14 protein-coding genes are annotated in these 13,248 nt (G+C 59.3%); 8 read left to right on the top strand and 6 right to left on the bottom strand.

What is annotated here, in order from left to right; all coding sequences use genetic code 11:
• The first annotated feature begins 26 nt into the window (after positions 1–26).
• The 3 genes from VCA57_RS14580 to VCA57_RS14570 all read left to right on the top strand — a co-directional run bounded on the left by VCA57_RS14580 (position 27) and on the right by VCA57_RS14570 (position 2,883).
• Positions 27–1,280, top strand: coding sequence for an ATP-binding protein (locus VCA57_RS14580; protein WP_411185776.1), 1,254 nt, complete (start codon positions 27–29; stop codon positions 1,278–1,280).
• Positions 1,281–1,292: 12 nt separating this feature from the next.
• The gene (locus VCA57_RS14575; RefSeq protein WP_411185775.1) at positions 1,293–1,853 is read left to right on the top strand and encodes a response regulator transcription factor; all 561 of its coding nucleotides are present in this window, start codon (positions 1,293–1,295) and stop codon (positions 1,851–1,853) included.
• Between the two features lie 88 nt (positions 1,854–1,941).
• Entirely contained in the window at positions 1,942–2,883 is a 942-nt protein-coding gene (locus VCA57_RS14570) for an AEC family transporter (protein WP_411185774.1), read from the top strand.
• A 24-nt stretch (positions 2,884–2,907) separates the two neighbouring features.
• Here the strand turns inward: VCA57_RS14570 and VCA57_RS14565 are convergent, their stop codons facing one another.
• The 6 genes from VCA57_RS14565 to gatC all read right to left on the bottom strand — a co-directional run bounded on the left by VCA57_RS14565 (position 2,908) and on the right by gatC (position 8,226).
• Complete coding sequence (locus tag VCA57_RS14565; protein ID WP_411185772.1) at positions 2,908–3,285, bottom strand: carboxymuconolactone decarboxylase family protein; 378 nt, start codon at positions 3,283–3,285, stop codon at positions 2,908–2,910.
• A gap of 3 nt (positions 3,286–3,288) precedes the next feature.
• The gene (locus VCA57_RS14560) at positions 3,289–4,386 is read right to left on the bottom strand and encodes a calcium/sodium antiporter (protein WP_411185770.1); all 1,098 of its coding nucleotides are present in this window, start codon (positions 4,384–4,386) and stop codon (positions 3,289–3,291) included.
• A gap of 100 nt (positions 4,387–4,486) precedes the next feature.
• Complete coding sequence (locus tag VCA57_RS14555) at positions 4,487–4,936, bottom strand: septal ring lytic transglycosylase RlpA family protein (RefSeq protein ID WP_411185769.1); 450 nt, start codon at positions 4,934–4,936, stop codon at positions 4,487–4,489.
• 75 nt (positions 4,937–5,011) lie between these two features.
• The gene (gene gatB / locus VCA57_RS14550) at positions 5,012–6,460 is read right to left on the bottom strand and encodes an Asp-tRNA(Asn)/Glu-tRNA(Gln) amidotransferase subunit GatB (RefSeq protein ID WP_411185768.1); all 1,449 of its coding nucleotides are present in this window, start codon (positions 6,458–6,460) and stop codon (positions 5,012–5,014) included.
• Between the two features lie 11 nt (positions 6,461–6,471).
• Positions 6,472–7,923 (bottom strand): Asp-tRNA(Asn)/Glu-tRNA(Gln) amidotransferase subunit GatA, encoded by a 1,452-nt coding sequence (gene gatA / locus VCA57_RS14545; RefSeq protein ID WP_411185767.1) that lies wholly within the window; start codon positions 7,921–7,923, stop codon positions 6,472–6,474.
• Between the two features lie 15 nt (positions 7,924–7,938).
• The gene (gatC, locus tag VCA57_RS14540; RefSeq protein ID WP_160089142.1) at positions 7,939–8,226 is read right to left on the bottom strand and encodes an Asp-tRNA(Asn)/Glu-tRNA(Gln) amidotransferase subunit GatC; all 288 of its coding nucleotides are present in this window, start codon (positions 8,224–8,226) and stop codon (positions 7,939–7,941) included.
• Positions 8,227–8,490: 264 nt separating this feature from the next.
• Between gatC and mreB the strand changes: the two genes are divergently transcribed.
• The 5 genes from mreB (at position 8,491) to rng (ending at position 13,247) form a co-directional block, all read left to right on the top strand.
• Positions 8,491–9,528 carry a rod shape-determining protein MreB gene (gene mreB / locus VCA57_RS14535; protein WP_411185766.1) on the top strand — a complete coding sequence of 346 codons (1,038 nt, stop codon included), beginning with the start codon at positions 8,491–8,493 and terminating at the stop codon, positions 9,526–9,528.
• Positions 9,529–9,664: 136 nt separating this feature from the next.
• The gene (gene mreC / locus VCA57_RS14530) at positions 9,665–10,576 is read left to right on the top strand and encodes a rod shape-determining protein MreC (RefSeq protein WP_411185912.1); all 912 of its coding nucleotides are present in this window, start codon (positions 9,665–9,667) and stop codon (positions 10,574–10,576) included.
• On the top strand, positions 10,573–11,061 hold the full coding sequence (mreD, locus tag VCA57_RS14525) for a rod shape-determining protein MreD (protein ID WP_411185765.1): 489 nt from the start codon (positions 10,573–10,575) through the stop codon (positions 11,059–11,061). Before mreC ends, mreD begins: the two co-directional genes overlap by 4 nt.
• Before the next feature lie 45 nt (positions 11,062–11,106).
• A complete protein-coding gene (locus VCA57_RS14520; protein WP_411185764.1) occupies positions 11,107–11,727 on the top strand; it encodes a Maf family protein in 621 nt (206 codons plus the stop codon).
• 62 nt (positions 11,728–11,789) lie between these two features.
• Positions 11,790–13,247, top strand: coding sequence for a ribonuclease G (rng, locus tag VCA57_RS14515; RefSeq protein WP_411185763.1), 1,458 nt, complete (start codon positions 11,790–11,792; stop codon positions 13,245–13,247).
• Position 13,248: the final 1 nt, after the last annotated feature.

The following is a 13,248-nucleotide window of genomic DNA, read 5'->3' as shown; positions in this document are numbered from 1 at the left end:
GCATCTTTGCGTACCTTGGAGATTCTATGCTCGCACGTGTGCAGCTACTGTCGGCGAGCCGGCAAAACCTCTGGCGACTGACCCTGATCCGCATTCTGGTGCTGGCGGCGCAGGCCGGTTCCGTGGGGCTGGCGTACAAGTCCGGTGCCTTGCCGCTGCCATGGTTGCAACTGAGCATCACCCTTGGTGTCGCCTTGGTGCTGTGCCTGCTTACGGCGCTACGCCTGCGTGGTCCATGGCCGGTAACCGAGCAGGAATATGCCGTGCAATTGGGTTTTGACCTGATCATCCATAGCCTGCTGCTGTATTACTCGGGCGGCTCGGCCAATCCATTTGTCTCCTATTACTTGGTACCGCTGACCGTTGCTGCCGCGACCTTGCCCTGGTTTTACACCATCACCTTGTCCGGCCTGGCGCTGGGCGGTTACACCTTTCTGCTGGTTTGGTCGCACCCGTTGCAGCTGCCCACGGGCTCCCGGGAAAGCCTGCTGATTTATGGCATGTGGCTGAGCTTTGCCTTGGCTGCCGGGCTGATCACCTTCTTCGTGGCGAAAATGGCCGAAGAGTTGCGTCGCCAGGAAGAGCTGCGTGCTGAGCGCCGCGAGGAGGGACTGCGCGACCAGCAGTTGTTGGCGGTTGCCACCCAGGCTGCCGGTGCGGCGCATGAGTTGGGCACGCCGTTGGCGACCATGAGTGTGTTGATTAAAGAACTGCGCCGCGAACACCAGGAGCCGACTTTGCAAGAGGATCTGGCGGTCCTGCAAGAGCAGGTCAAACTGTGCAAAGAAACCTTGCAACATCTGGTACGCGCCGCCGAGGCTGACCGGCGTCAGGCGGTGGTCGAGCTGTCCTCGGTGGAGTGGCTGGAAACCACCCTCAATCGCTGGCACCTGATGCGCCCGGAAGCCAGTTATCGCTATCAGTGTTTGGGGCGTGGTACGCCGCCGCGCATGATGCCGCCGGCTGATCTGACCCAGGCCTTGCTCAATCTGCTGAACAACGCGGCTGATGCCTGCCCGGACAAGCTCGATATTCGCCTGGATTGGGATCATCAGTGGTTACGCCTGAGTATTCGCGACTTCGGTGCTGGCGTACCGTTGGCAATTGCTGAACAGCTGGGGCGGCCGTTTTTCACCACGAAGGGAAAGGGCTTTGGTCTGGGCTTGTTCCTCAGCCAAGCCAGCGTCACCCGTGCCGGTGGCACGGTTAAACTGTATAACCATGAAGAAGGCGGCACGCTCACCGAGCTGAAATTGCCGCGCGCCTATGGCCGAAGCTAAGGACGTACCCGAATGAGCGACGAAGTGCTTTTCGAAGGTGAAGAACAACCTCACCTCTTGCTGGTCGATGATGACCCCACATTTACCCGTGTTATGGCGCGTGCCATGAGTCGCCGTGGTCTGCGGGTTTCCACCGCATGCTCCGCCGAGGAAGGGCTGGCCTTGGCCGAGCAGGACTTGCCGGATTACGCCGTGGTTGACCTGAAGATGGCGGGCGACTCCGGCCTGGTGCTGCTGCCCAAGCTACTGGAGCTGGACGCCGAGATGCGCGTGGTGATCCTGACCGGCTATTCGAGCATTGCCACGGCGGTTGAGGCGATTAAGCGCGGTGCGTGCAACTACCTGTGCAAGCCGGCCGATGCCGATGACGTGCTGGCTGCGCTACTCACCCAGCATGCCGATCTGGACACCCTGGTGCCGGATAACCCAATGTCGGTTGATCGCCTGCAGTGGGAGCATATTCAGCGCGTGCTGAGTGAGCATGAAGGCAATATTTCGGCTACCGCGCGTGCCTTGGGCATGCACCGGCGGACCTTGCAGCGCAAATTGCAAAAACGCCCAGTACGCCGCTGAAGAGCGCAGCGTGCACATGCGCACGACGGTAGTAAGGTTATGCTTAGCAAGCTAACATATTTCGTCAGACAACCCCTCTGGTGTTTCCATGCTTGCCGTCATCCAGCAGACCCTTGCGATTACTGCGCCGGTATTCGCCATGCTATTTCTTGGCGTGGGCCTCAAACGCCTGCACTGGATTGATACGGCTTTTATCAATACCGCCTCAAGCCTGGTCTTTCGCGGCACCATGCCGACTTTGTTATTTCTTGGCATCGTCAAGGCTGACCTGAGTGCGGCGTTGCAGCCGGCGCTGCTAGTATTTTTTGTTATTGCCACTCTGCTTTGCTTCGCCCTTGCCTGGGCCTGGGCAATCTGGCGTATCCCTCGCGAGGATCGCGGCATCTATACCCAGGGCGCCTTTCGCGGTAACAACGGCATTATTGGTCTGGCGCTGGCCACCAGTCTGTATGGCGACTACGGTCTCTCCTTGGGGGCGGTGCTCGGCGGTGTGGTGATCCTCTGCTACAACGTGCTGTCGGCTATCGTGCTGGCCATCTACAGCCCTGGTGCCAAAACCGGTCCGCTGGCCATCGGCAAAAGCATCCTGGTCAATCCGCTGATCATCGGTGTGCTGCTAGCGATTCCCTTCGCCTACTGGCGGATTCCGTTACCCGCCTGGTTGCTTATCTCGGCTGAGTATTTTGCGCAGATGACGCTACCGCTAGCGCTGATCTGCATCGGTGGCACCCTCAGTTTGGCCTCGCTACGCCAAGGCAGTGGTACGGCGATTAGCGCAAGCTTGATGAAGATGGTCTGGTTGCCTTTGCTGGCCACCTTCGGCGCCTGGTTGTATGGCTTTCGTGAGGCGGATCTGGCGATTCTTTTTCTTTATTTCGCCAGTCCCACAGCGGCGGCCAGCTTCGTCATGGCCCGCGCAGTAGGTGCCAATCACGAGCTCGCGGCGGCGATCATCGTCATCACCACGTTGGCGGCCGTGGTCACCACTAACCTCGGGCTGCTGCTGTTGCAGTGGGGCGGCTGGATTTAGCGAGCGCGCTTTGGTTTTGTCGTATCAAGTCTGCTGAAAATCGTCGAGCACTTCCTGTGCCGCGCGAAAGGCATCTATAGCCGCCGGTACGCCTGCATACACCGCGCAATGCAGCAGCGTCTCGCGAATTTCTGCAACGCTGCAGCCGTTGTTTAACGCGCCACGTACATGGCCCTTAAGTTCTTGTGGGCATTTCAGTGCGGTTAGTGCGGACAGGGTAATCAGGCTGCGGGTCTTGCGATCCAGTCCTTCACGGGTCCACACCCCGCCCCAGGCGTGTTCGTTGACGAAATCCTGCAGTGGTTGGCTGAACTCAGTCGCGTTGCCCAAGGCGCGGTCGACAAAGACGTCGCCCATGACTTCTCGGCGCGTTTTGAGGCCTTGCTGGTGATTGTCGCTCATGGTTTAGATTGCCTCCTTGTGCTGTTTTTTCCAGGCGCGGCCAGCGATGACCAGCAATGTCACGGCGGTTAGCGGTAGGGCGTAACCAAGCATGGCGTGGCCGAATAGTTCAGCGAAGGGCTGGCCGGTAGACGACATCACTAGATAAACCGTATAGGCCGCGTAATAGGCGAGAAACAGCAAGCCCTCCCAGCGGTTGATGCGATAACCACTGAAGAAGATCGGCAGGCAGGCGACGGCCACGGCGATCATGACCGGGAAGTCGAAGGCCAGGGCGCTGGCGGCTACGCTGATGGCCTGTGGTGAGACCAGCGAGGCCAGGCCCAGTACGCAGAGTAGGTTGAAAATATTGCTGCCGACGATGTTGCCCACGGCGATATCTCGCTCACCCTTGAGGGCGGCCGTGATCGAGGTTGCCAGCTCTGGTAGTGACGTGCCGATGGCCACCACGGTCAGGCCGATTACCAGTTCCGAGATACCCAAGGCGCGCGCCAGCGTGACGGCTCCTTCGACCAGGAAGTTAGAGCCGCTGACCAGTAGCACCAGGCCGGCGATGATCAGGCCTAGGTTGATGGCCCATGCATAAGGTTTTGCCGGCTCATTAAGGCCGAACTCTTCGGCGAATTCGTCATCTTCGCTTGGGCTTTTGCTGCGCCGCGAGCTGATGATCAGGAAGCCGGTATAGCTAACCACCCCGGCAAACAGCAGGGCACCGTCGAGGCGGCTAAGGCTGCCGTCCCAGGCCAGGGCATACACCACCAGGCTGGCGCCGATCATGATCGGCACATCGAGGCGGATCAGTTGGCGCGAGACGATCAGGGGCGCAAACAGCGCTGTCATGCCGAGAATCAACAGGACGTTGGCGATGTTGCTGCCGATTACGTTGCCAATCGCTAGGTCGCCGCTGCCATTGAAGGCCGCCTGCACGCTGACTGCGGTTTCTGGCGCGCTGGTGCCAAAGGCCACGACGGTCAGGCCGATGATTAGCGGTGGAATGCCGAACTGTGCGGCCAGTTTGGCGGCGCCGCGCACCAATACTTCAGCACCGGCCACCAGCAGCACCAGGCCGGCGATCAGGTAAACAAAGGTCATCAGGGTCATTACAGGGGGCTCCAGAAAAGTGGCGCTAGTTTAATCATCGGCGATTACCTCGCTAGAGGCTGGTCGATGTGATTGTCGGGTTCTTTGTAAACAGCTGTGTTTACTCGACGAGTTGCTCCAGGCGCACCGGGGCTACGCCATCGCGCAACATATCCAGCTGTTCGGCGGCTTTTTGTGACAGGTCGATAATGCGCTTCTTGGCGTAAGGGCCGCGATCATTGATGCGCACCACTACGCTCTTGTCGTTACGCAGATTGGTGACCAGCAGCAAGCTGCCGAACGGCAGGCTGCGGTGTGCCGCAGTCAGTGCGTGCTGGTCGAAGCGCTCGCCGCTGGCGGTCTTGTTGCCGTGGTGGCGTGCGCCGTAATAGGAAGCCTGGCCTTCGGCGCGATAACCGTGTGGGTCGATCTGGCCATGGCTGGCGCAGCCGGCAAGCAATGCCAATGCGCTAAGTATCAGGCAGGTGCGGATCGGCGTGCAGGTCTGTAGCCCGGATGTAATCCGGGGGCGTGGTTGTTCCTGGGTTGCATCCGGGCTACGGCTGGACATTCGTAGATCCTCCTTATCGACAAACGCCGGGCAAGCCCGGCGTCGTTATAGTTGTCGCGAGAAAGCCGGGGCGGCTCAGCCTTCGAGCTTTTTCCTCAGCAGTTCGTTGACCTGGCCAGGGTTGGCCTTGCCTTTCGAGGCCTTCATGGCTTGGCCGACAAAGAAGCCGAACATCTTGCCGCGCTTGGCTTCGTCGCTGGCGCGGTACTGTTCGACTTGCTCAGCGTTGGCGGCCAGCACTTCATCGAGCATTGCTTCGATGGCTCCGGAGTCGGTGACCTGCTTGAGGCCTTTCTTCTCGATCACCTCGTCAGCGTTCGCGCCTTCACCGGCGGCCAGGGCTTCGAAGACCATCTTGGCGATCTTGCCGCTGATGGTGTTGTCCTTGATGCGCAGGATCATCCCGCCTAACTGCTCGGCAGAGACGGGTGATTGCTCGATCTCTAGGTTGTCTTTATTGAGCAGGCTGGACAGCTCGCCCATCACCCAGTTAGCGGCAAGCTTGGCGTCACCACACACGGCATTCACGGCTTCGAAGTAGTTGGCCAGTTCGCGGCTGGCGGCCAGCACGTCGGCATCGTAGGTGCTCAGGCCGAACTCGCGCTCGAAACGTGCGCGCTTCTCGACCGGCAACTCCGGCAAAGTGGCACGCACTTCGTCGAGGAAGCTCTGCTCGATCACCACCGGCAGCAGATCAGGGCAGGGGAAGTAACGGTAGTCGTTGGCTTCTTCCTTGCTACGCATGGAGCGCGTCTGATCCTTGTTCGGATCGTACAGGCGAGTTTCCTGCACCACCTTGCCGCCGTCTTCGATCAGCTCGATCTGGCGCTGCACTTCATGGTTGATGGCTTTTTCGATAAAGCGGAACGAGTTGACGTTCTTGATCTCGGCGCGGGTGCCGAACTCGGCCTGGCCTTTCGGGCGAACCGAGACGTTGCAGTCGCAGCGCAGCGAGCCTTCGGCCATGTTGCCGTCGCAGATGCCCAGGTAGCGCACCAGGGCGTGGATGGCTTTGACATAGGCCACCGCTTCCTTGGCCGAGCGGATGTCCGGCTCGGAAACGATTTCCAGCAGCGGCGTGCCGGCGCGGTTGAGGTCGATGCCGCTCATGCCCTGGAAGTCTTCGTGCAGGCTTTTGCCAGCGTCTTCTTCGAGGTGTGCGCGGGTGATGCCGATGCGCTTCTGGCTGCCGTCTTCCAAGGTGATATCAAGGAAGCCCTTGCCAACGATGGGGTGGTCCATCTGGCTGGTTTGGTAGCCCTTCGGCAGATCCGGGTAGAAGTAGTTTTTACGGGCGAAGATGTTCTTGCTGGCTATTTCAGCATCGATGGCCAGGCCGAACTTGCAGGCCATGCGCACGGCTTCGGCATTCAGCACTGGCAGGGTGCCGGGCATGCCGAGGTCAATCAGGCTGGCCTGGGTGTTGGGCTCGGCACCAAAGGTGATGGCGCTGGCGGAGAAAATTTTCGATTGGGTGCTGAGCTGGGCGTGAATTTCCAGCCCGATTACGGTTTCCCATTGCATCTGTTTATTCCTCAGAAGCCAGTCGGCGCTTGTGTGTGCCAGTCAGTGACCTGTTGGTACTGGTGGGCGACGTTGAGCAAGCGGCCTTCCTGGAAGTAAGGGGCGAGCAGTTGCACACCGACCGGCAAACCGTCGACGAAGCCCGCAGGCATCGACAAGCCGGGGATGCCGGCCAGGTTGGCGGTGATGGTGTAGATGTCTTCCAGATAGGCGGCGACCGGATCGTTGTTCTTCTCGCCAAGCTTCCAGGCCAGGTTTGGCGTGGTTGGGCCGAGAATCACGTCGACGTCGTTGAAGGCAGCGACAAAATCATTCTTGATCAGGCGGCGGATCTTCTGCGCTTTCAGGTAATACGCGTCGTAGTAGCCGGCGGACAGCGCGTAGGTGCCGACCATGATGCGGCGCTTCACTTCTGCGCCGAAGCCTTCACCGCGCGAGCGCTTGTACAGGTCTTCCAGATTTACCGGGTTTTCGCAGCGATAGCCAAAGCGCACGCCATCGAAGCGCGACAGGTTGCTGCTGGCTTCTGCCGGGGCGATCACGTAGTAGGCCGGAATGGCGTGCTGCATGTTCGGCAGGCTGATTTCTTTAACGGTTGCGCCGAGCTTCTTCAGTTCTTCGACCACCGACATCACCTTCTCGCCGATACGGGCATCGAGGCCAGCGCCGAAGTATTCCTTCGGCAGGCCGATGCGCAGGCCTGCGAGCGGCTGAGTCAGTGCGGCCAGGTAGTCATCAACCGGCTGATCAACGCTGGTGCTGTCCTTGCTATCGAAACCGGCCATGGCTTGCAGCATCAGTGCGCAATCTTCAGCGGTGCGCGCCAGCGGGCCGCCTTGGTCGAGGCTGGAGGCGTAAGCGATCATGCCCCAGCGCGAGACGCGGCCGTAGGTTGGTTTGATCCCGGTGAGGTTGGTCAGTGCGGCGGGTTGGCGGATCGAGCCGCCGGTATCGGTGCCGGTGGCCGCGGGCAGCAGGCGGGCAGCCACCGCTGCCGCCGAACCGCCGCTGGAGCCGCCTGGTACGCGGGTGACGTCCCACGGGTTTTTCACCGCGCCGTAGTGGCTGGATTCGTTGGCCGAGCCCATGGCGAATTCGTCCATGTTCAGCTTGCCCAGGGTTACGCTGCCGGCGGTTGCGAGTTTTTCGACCACAGTGGCGTTATACGGAGCCTTGAAGCCGGTGAGGATCTTCGAGCCGCAGCTAGTGAGCACGTCTTGAGTGCAGAACAGGTCTTTGTGACCAATCGGCGCGCCGAGCAGCGCGCCGTTTTCACCGTTGGCGCGGCGTGCGTCAGCGGCTTTCGCCTGCTCTAGCGCCAGCTCTTCGGTGACGGTGATAAAGCTGTTGAGCTGCGGGTCGAGCTGCTGGATGCGTGCCAGCAGGCTGCGGGTTAGCTCTTCTGCGGAAAACTGTTTGTCGGCGAGTCCGCGGGCGATCTCGGCCAGGGTAAATTGATGCATGGCTAGGCTTTTCCCTTACTCGATGACTTTCGGAACCAGGTACAGGCCGTTTTCCACGGCCGGGGCGATGGCTTGATAGGCCTCGCGCTGGTTGCGTTCGGTGACCTGGTCAGCACGCAGGCGTTGAGTGGCTTCCAGTGGGTGAGCCAGAGGTTCGATACCATCCGTATTGACGGCCTGCATCTGGTCAATCAGGCCGAGAATATTGTTAAGGGTCTCGGTGGTACCCGGAATATCAGCTTCATTCAGGCCCAGTCGGGCCAGATGAGCGATTTTCTCCACGTCGGAGCGTTCAAGCGCCATCAGGTTTCTCCCTATACAAAGCAGCGCAGTACGGGCTGCTTTGGAAATGTGAACATGTCGCCATGCGCGAGTGCGCAGGGAACAGATAGTGGCAGGTGGTGGTCAAAGGCCGCGATGACGGGCTTTAAAGCCCGGAAAAGCCGGCAATCTAACATATTGGTGCCTTGCTCAAAATCCCTGCCGTTGTTAGAGTTTGCCGCACTTTTTAGCAGCGCCTTTACCGCGCTTTGCCTTTACCCACGCGTTGCCTAGGGTCCCTATCCCATGTTCAAAAAACTGCGTGGCATGTTTTCCAGCGATCTTTCGATTGACCTGGGCACTGCCAACACCCTTATTTACGTGCGCGAGCGCGGTATTGTCCTGAACGAACCATCGGTTGTGGCCATTCGGACCCACGGTAATCAGAAAAGCGTTGTTGCAGTCGGTACCGAGGCTAAGCGCATGCTTGGTCGTACGCCGGGCAACATTGCCGCCATCCGTCCGATGAAAGACGGCGTGATCGCTGATTTCAGCGTTTGCGAAAAAATGCTCCAGTACTTCATCAACAAAGTTCACGAGAACAGCTTCCTGCAGCCGTCTCCGCGTGTGCTGATCTGCGTGCCGTGCAAGTCGACCCAGGTTGAGCGTCGTGCTATCCGTGAGTCGGCCCTTGGTGCTGGCGCTCGTGAAGTGTTCCTGATCGAAGAACCAATGGCTGCGGCCATCGGTGCCGGCCTGCCGGTTGAAGAGGCACGTGGCTCGATGGTTGTCGATATCGGTGGTGGTACCACTGAAATCGCCCTGATCTCGCTCAATGGTGTGGTGTACGCCGAATCCGTCCGCGTCGGCGGCGACCGTTTCGACGAAGCCATCATCACTTACGTGCGCCGTAACTACGGCTCGCTGATCGGTGAATCCACCGCTGAACGGATCAAGCAGGAAATCGGTACTGCCTACGCGGGTGGCGAACTGCGTGAAGTTGATGTACGTGGCCGTAATCTGGCTGAAGGCGTACCGCGCAGCTTTACCCTGAACTCCAACGAAGTGCTCGAGGCGCTGCAGGAATCCCTGGCGACTATCGTTCAGGCGGTTAAAAGCGCACTGGAGCAATCGCCGCCAGAGCTGGCTTCCGACATCGCTGAGCGCGGCCTGGTGCTGACCGGCGGTGGTGCGCTGCTGCGTGATCTGGACAAACTCCTGTCGCAAGAAACCGGCTTGCCGGTAATCGTCGCTGAAGACCCGCTGACCTGTGTGGCGCGTGGCGGCGGTAAGGCTCTGGATATGATGGATCGCCACACCATGGACTTGCTGTCCTCGGAATAAGAGGCGACCGCTCCAAGTCTTGAGCAGCAATCGGGCCCTGTCCGATTGCTGCTTTTGTTTTACTGCCTGACGCTGTGAGGAGCTGCCGATAAAACCGCTATTTGCCAAAGGTCCTTCGCTGGGTGTGCGCCTGTTGGTGTTCACCGTGTTGTCGGCTGCACTGATGGTGGTCGATGCGCGTCTTACCTTGCTGCAGCCGGTGCGTGCTCAACTGGGTTTGATCGTCGAGCCGGTTTACTGGGTCGGGCGTTTGCCTGTGCGCCTCTGGGAAAGCGCCACGCAAGAGCTGAGCAGCCGCAATGAGCTGGCTGCGGAGAACGAAAAGCTCAAGGCCGAACAGTTGATGATGCAGCGCCGCCTGCAAAAACTCGCCGCTTTGACCGAGCAGAACGTGCGCTTGCGCGAACTACTCAACTCGGCTGCGTTGGTTGACGATGAGGTGCTGGCCACCGAGCTGATCGGTATTGATCCCAACCCCTTCACCCATCGCATTCTGATCGACAAGGGTTCCAAGGACGGTGTGGTGCTGGGGCAGCCCGTGTTGGATGCCCGTGGTTTGATGGGGCAAGTGGTTGAGGTGATGCCTTATACCTCGCGCGTGCTGCTGTTGACGGACACCACCCACAGCATTCCCGTGCAGGTTAACCGTAACGGCCTACGTGCTATTGCCAGCGGCACCGGCAATCCGGAGCGCCTGGAGTTGCGCCATGTTGCTGATACGGCGGATATCAAAGAGGGTGATTTGCTGGTCAGTTCCGGGCTTGGCCAGCGGTTCCCCGCTGGTTATCCGGTTGCCATCGTCAGTGAAGTGATTCACGACTCTGGGCAGCCGTTCGCCATTGTCCGTGCAGTGCCGACCGCGATGCTCAACCGCACGCGTTACATGCTGCTGGTGTTTACCGATCCGCGCACGCCGGAGCAGCGTGCCACCGAGTCGGCGCAAGCCCAAGAAGCCCTGGATCGTGAGATTCAGCAGCAGGCGAAACCTGGTGGTCAGGCCCCAGTAGCACCAGCGGCCCCCGCTAACCCGTCAGAGGCAGCGCAATGATGGCCGCACGCTCAAGCAATATTTGGTTCGTCTGGTTGACCCTGGGCTTGGCACTGTTGCTCAGCGTGGCGAGTATGCCGAAGTTTATGGAGCTCGGGCGGCCGTTGTGGCTGGCGCTTTTTTTGACCTATTGGGTATTGGCTTTGCCGCAGCGGGTGGGCATGACGACGGCCTGGTGCCTTGGTTTGCTGGCGGATGTGCTCAATGGCAGTTTGCTTGGCCAGAATGCCTTGATTCTGACCCTGATTACCTTTCTGGTGTTGACCCTGCATCAGCGCCTGCGCATGTTCCCTATGTGGCAGCAAAGCACCGTATTGCTGGTGGTCTTTGGTTTGGCGCAGTTGGTCCAGCTGTGGCTTAACGCGCTGACCGGCAGCCGTCCTCCGACCTTGGCGTTTGTTCTGCCGGCGCTGGTCAGCGCCTTACTCTGGCCCTGGGTCTTCACTCTGTTGCGCGGGCTGCATCAGCGCTTGGGCGTCAATTAAGCAAGGCCGCGCGGCCTTGCGTTTATCCGACAGGGAGAAGTCAGCATGGCCCGCCTCTATCTTGCTTCCGGATCGCCACGTCGGCGTGAGTTGCTGGCGCAGATCGGTGTGCCCTTCTTCACGCAAATTGCCCCTGTTGATGAAAAAACATTGCCAGATGAGCCTCCGCTCGCCTATGTAGAACGTCTGGCGCGTGCCAAGGCGCAGGCTGGCTTGCTCGCGTTGAGTGATGCCGCCGATGCCGTGGTACTTGGCGCTGATACCGCAGTGGTGCTTGATGGGCAGGTGCTGGGTAAGCCTGCTGACCGTGCTGAAGCGCTGGAAACCTTGCAGGCATTGTCCGGGCGCAGCCATGAAGTGCTTACCGCCGTGGCGCTTGCCAGTCGCGAGCGGGTGGTGGCGCAGGTCGTCACCAGTCAGGTGACGTTCCGCCGGCTGAGCCTTGCTGAGATAGAGGCATACTGGGCCAGTGGTGAACCACAGGACAAAGCTGGCAGTTATGGCATCCAGGGATTGGCGGCGGTATTTGTCAGTCAACTGCAAGGCAGCTATTCGGCAGTGGTAGGGTTACCGCTGTGTGAGACAGCGGCGTTGCTCGCAGAATTTGCTATTCCGTGCTGGCAGACGTTGCCAGATCACAGTCAAGAGGTTGCGGGTCGTGGGTGAGTGATAGCCTTTAATCGGCGCAGTCCCTGGGCTTTCAGCTTTATCTCAGAAGAGATGAGCGCATGAGTGAAGAGATCCTGATCAACATCACGCCAATGGAATCCCGCGTGGCAGTGGTGGAAAACGGTGTGCTGCAGGAAGTGCACGTTGAGCGCACGCAAAAGCGTGGCATCGTCGGCAATATCTACAAAGGCAAGGTCGTGCGTGTGCTGCCGGGTATGCAGGCGGCGTTTGTCGATATCGGCCTGGAGCGCGCGGCGTTTATTCATGCGGCGGAAATTTCCAGTCGTGAAGGCTCAGCCGTGGAAAGCATTAGCGCCCTGGTGCATGAAGGTCAGAGCCTGGTGGTGCAGGTCACCAAGGACCCGATTGGCAGCAAGGGCGCGCGCCTGACCACTCAGCTGTCGATTCCTTCGCGTTATCTGGTTTATATGCCGCGCACGGCTCATGTCGGCATTTCCTTAAAAATAGAAGATGAAGCCGAGCGTGAGCGCCTCAAGCAGGTGGTTGCCGATTGCGTGGCGGCCGAAGGCATTGAGGAGTCCGGTGGTTTTATCTTGCGCACGGCGGCTGATGGTGCCGGTGCGGATGAAATCCTGGCAGATATCCGTTATCTGCGCCGTTTGTGGGGGCAAATCGCCACGCAAATGAAGGTCGCGCCAACGCCGCTGGTGATCTATGAAGATCTCAGTCTGGCACTGCGCACCCTGCGCGACCTGGTCAACCCGAAGATCGAGAAGATCCGTGTCGACTCGCGTGAGACCTTCCAGAAAATTACTCAGTTTGTTGATGAGCTGATGCCGGAAGTCGCTGACCGTCTGGAGCACTACCCGGGTGAGCGGCCAATCTTCGATCTGTACGGCGTCGAAGATGAGATTCAGAAGGCTTTGGAGCGTAAGGTGCCGCTGAAGTCTGGTGGTTACCTGGTCATAGACCCTGCCGAAGCGATGAGTACGATCGATGTGAACACCGGTGCATTTGTCGGCCATCGCACGTTGGAAGAGACCATCTTCAAGACCAATCTGGAAGCCGCCACGGCGATTGCCCGCCAGCTGCGTCTACGGAATCTGGGCGGCATCATCATCATCGACTTCATCGACATGGAAGATGAAGAGCATCAACGCCAAGTGCTACGCACTTTGGAGAAGCAACTGGAGCGCGATCACGCCAAGACCAATATCATCGGCATCACCGAGCTGGGCTTGGTGCAAATGACCCGTAAGCGTACCCGTGAAAGCCTTGAGCAGGTGCTCTGTGAACCGTGCAGTTGTTGTCAAGGGCGCGGCAAGCTGAAAACTGCGGAAACCACCTGCTACGAAATCTTCCGCGAGATTTTGCGCGAGGCACGGGCCTATCAGCCAGAAGGATATCGGGTGTTGGCCAATCAGAAAGTGGTCGACCGCCTGCTCGATGAAGAGTCGGGCAATGTGGCCGATCTTGAGGCTTTTATTGGCCGTACCATCAAGTTTCAGGTGGAAACCATGTACTCCCAGGAGCAATACGATGTGGTGTTGCTCTGAT

Origin of the sequence: Pseudomonas sp., assembly GCF_046581935.1 — a bacterium.
Taxonomy (GTDB): Bacteria; Pseudomonadota; Gammaproteobacteria; order Pseudomonadales; family Pseudomonadaceae; genus Aquipseudomonas.
Note: the sequence above shows the minus strand (reverse complement) of the source record. Positions and strands in the feature narration are given on the sequence as shown.

Excerpts from the sequence above, each read along its gene's own strand:
- VCA57_RS14580 (WP_411185776.1), top strand. The coding sequence starts at position 27 with ATGCTCGCACGTGTGCAGCTACTGTCGGCGAGCCGGCAAAACCTCTGG.
- VCA57_RS14575 (WP_411185775.1), top strand. The coding sequence starts at position 1,293 with ATGAGCGACGAAGTGCTTTTCGAAGGTGAAGAACAACCTCACCTCTTG.
- VCA57_RS14570 (WP_411185774.1), top strand. The coding sequence starts at position 1,942 with ATGCTTGCCGTCATCCAGCAGACCCTTGCGATTACTGCGCCGGTATTC.
- VCA57_RS14565 (WP_411185772.1), bottom strand. The coding sequence starts at position 3,285 with ATGAGCGACAATCACCAGCAAGGCCTCAAAACGCGCCGAGAAGTCATG.
- VCA57_RS14560 (WP_411185770.1), bottom strand. The coding sequence starts at position 4,386 with ATGACCCTGATGACCTTTGTTTACCTGATCGCCGGCCTGGTGCTGCTG.
- VCA57_RS14555 (WP_411185769.1), bottom strand. The coding sequence starts at position 4,936 with ATGTCCAGCCGTAGCCCGGATGCAACCCAGGAACAACCACGCCCCCGG.
- gatB (WP_411185768.1), bottom strand. The coding sequence starts at position 6,460 with ATGCAATGGGAAACCGTAATCGGGCTGGAAATTCACGCCCAGCTCAGC.
- gatA (WP_411185767.1), bottom strand. The coding sequence starts at position 7,923 with ATGCATCAATTTACCCTGGCCGAGATCGCCCGCGGACTCGCCGACAAA.
- gatC (WP_160089142.1), bottom strand. The coding sequence starts at position 8,226 with ATGGCGCTTGAACGCTCCGACGTGGAGAAAATCGCTCATCTGGCCCGA.
- mreB (WP_411185766.1), top strand. The coding sequence starts at position 8,491 with ATGTTCAAAAAACTGCGTGGCATGTTTTCCAGCGATCTTTCGATTGAC.
- mreD (WP_411185765.1), top strand. The coding sequence starts at position 10,573 with ATGATGGCCGCACGCTCAAGCAATATTTGGTTCGTCTGGTTGACCCTG.
- VCA57_RS14520 (WP_411185764.1), top strand. The coding sequence starts at position 11,107 with ATGGCCCGCCTCTATCTTGCTTCCGGATCGCCACGTCGGCGTGAGTTG.
- rng (WP_411185763.1), top strand. The coding sequence starts at position 11,790 with ATGAGTGAAGAGATCCTGATCAACATCACGCCAATGGAATCCCGCGTG.